The sequence below is a fragment of the Pseudorhodobacter sp. genome (genome assembly GCF_030452865.1).
Classification (GTDB): Bacteria; Pseudomonadota; Alphaproteobacteria; order Rhodobacterales; family Rhodobacteraceae; genus Pseudorhodobacter.
This window is the reverse complement of record NZ_JAKDLJ010000467.1, coordinates 1-2,524: the sequence shown is the minus strand read 5'-3', so window position 1 is coordinate 2,524 and position 2,524 is coordinate 1. Positions and strand designations below refer to the sequence as shown.

The window sequence follows — 2,524 nt, the reverse complement described above, 5'->3', positions numbered from 1 at the left end:
GCATTCCCCTTGCCCCGGCCCTGCAATTCGGCGGTGACGTTCAGCCAGCCCCCCAGCCGGACCGAGGAAAGCTGCGCGCGCGCCAACCCACCATCTGCATCAAGACTGATCTTGCCTTCGGCCCGCAATCCCGCCGCCTCCAGCGTGATCCGGTCAACCGAAGCGGGCTTGCCCAGCGTCAGCGTCAGATCAAGCTGACCCTTGCTCCCGGCAGGTTTCGACCACCCCAGCGCCGGGATCGCCATGCCGATTCCGGCAAGCGATGAGGTCAGCTTCAGACGCGGCTTTTGACCCGCGACCATATCCAGCACCAGATCAGCGCGACCCTGGCCTGAAATCAGCCCATCCGGCAAGCTGACACCGAGTTTCAAAGCCGCCTCGCGGCTCAAGTCCGCGCTGCCGGTGACTTGCGAGATGCCTTTGGACTCCGGGCCGAAGGATTTGGCGAAACGCCCATCAAAGTCGACACCTTGCAAACGGCCCTTGCCGGAAATCTCCATCCCTTCCGGCGTGACCTTCACCGCCAACGAAGTAGCTTCCAACCTGCGCCCCCGCACCAGCACGTCAGAGCGGAAATCGCTGATCTGACCGGTCACGTCATAGCTGACTTCGGGCAGTTTGACATCCTTGTGCAACGGCAAATGAACAACGGCGGAAGCCTTGACCCGACCTTCACCCAGCCTAATCGGCAGCTTTGCCTTGGTCAGAAATGCGAACGGCGGTTGATCCAACAGCGTCAACACCGGGGTCAAGGCGCCTGTTGCCTTGATGTCGATCCGGGCCTGCGCAGGCTTTTGCGTCACATCCTGCACCGCGAAAACCGTGCCGGAAACATCAATCGCGCCGCCGCCATCGGCAATCACCTCCCCCTTTTCAAGCACAGTGGTATAGGTTTTCCCCTCGATCACCGCATAGCCGGAGCCGTTCCGGATTGGCGGCAATGTCTTGAGAAAGCGCACATCGGCGCCCGCGTAATCATAGCCGAGCATGAATTTGGGCTGCGCGTCCGGGGCAAATCGAAAGCCCGCGCGGATGTTCGACAACTGGCCTTCCTGCACGTTCTCTGCCACCCAAGCCCGTGTTTTCGGCACCACGCTTTCGGGCCAAAGGGACAGCAGGCGGTCATGTGCGATGTGGTCAACACTGGCATTCAGCGCCACGTCCCAGCCTTTCGCTTCCGCCTCTACCTGACCGGAGGCAAGCAGATGCACCCCGTCCTGGGTCAAGGACACCTGCCCGATATCAATGCCGAACGGGTTCAGCCGAACCCGCAGATCCACCGCGCCTTGCTGGAACGTGACCGGCGCATCAAGGACGCCTTCTTGGTCAAGTGTCAGGGAGTTTATCTGGATTTGCGCCAGCACCTCTTGCGGCAAACCCCTGCTCACCCCCGGCAGATAGGCCTGGCCAGAAGCAGACAAGGCCAAATTCTTGCTGCGCACGGCCCATTCGCGCAAGGAGAGTTTCTCCAACTTCGGGTCATAGCTGAAAAACAATGAGGCGTTGTCAAAGGCCACCGGTTTCGTCTGCGGCGTCGGCTGCAAGACGCCAGCGCCCAGTGTGAGCGTCGCGTCAAGCGCCGAAATCGTACCCGACGCGTCGAGCGAGGAAGCGATCTGTCCGGAAATTGGCGCATTCAGCACGCCAAGCCATGCCAAAGGCGCGGCCTGTACCGCCAGATCTGCCGCGGCGACATGTTCAAAGGAGAAATTCATCCGCGCGCTGGCATCGGCTTTGGCGGCAATCAGGGTCACCGCCGCGCGCGCCGCAGCCCCGGCATCGCCCATGACCGACACGCTGAGTTCGACCCCGAGTTCGCGGTCACGATTGCCGAGTTGCAAGCGGCCATCGCCGAGCAACCACTTGCGGTTCAGCATCCGGTCGTCGATGCGCAGTGAAAGGCCCTGCGCCTCGATCAGTTTCAGATGCGAAAATGCGGGTTGCTCGAACAACGCGACAAGCGAGGCAATCAATCCCGAAAGCCCGATTGTGGGTCGGGTCGCGACGGGCAGCACCAGCGGCATATCCCAGCGGCCATCCGGCATCCGCCGCAAGCCCATGCTTGCGCCGATCACCCGGACCGAGCGCAACCGCAACTGCCCCTGCATCAAAGCGGACGGGTCGAACGCAACACGGGTTTCCGGCAGCGACAGCAGGGTGTCGCCATCGGGTTGCAGCAGGCGCACATCTTCCAGCCGCAGGCGCGGCACCCAGTCGTCATCGACCACCACGACACCACCGCCCAGCGACACCGCAAAACCCCGCGCCTCCGGCCCCGCCGCCGCATTGATTGCGGTGTTCAGCCGCGCCTCGGCTTCGGCAACCGCCCAGACCGGCAGCCTCAGCTGCTTTCCGGTCAGGGCAAGTGCTGCAAAGGTCAGGCCAAGCGCCAGAAAGATCAGGCTCGGGATCAGCCAGATCCGCCCGCGCCGATGCTTGCGTTTGCGGCGCGGGACGCGATGCGGTTTTGCATGCGGCAGCGGGTGAACCGCGTCTGCTGTTGCCGGGTCCGTGGCGGCTTCTG

At 62.9% G+C, this 2,524-nt stretch carries 1 protein-coding gene; it reads right to left on the bottom strand.

The genetic code is table 11. The annotated features are described in order from the left end of the window. Positions 1 to 2,524, bottom strand: a 2,524-nt coding sequence (locus L0H65_RS18150; RefSeq protein ID WP_301460615.1) for a DUF3971 domain-containing protein, incomplete at both ends; no start/stop codon positions are given.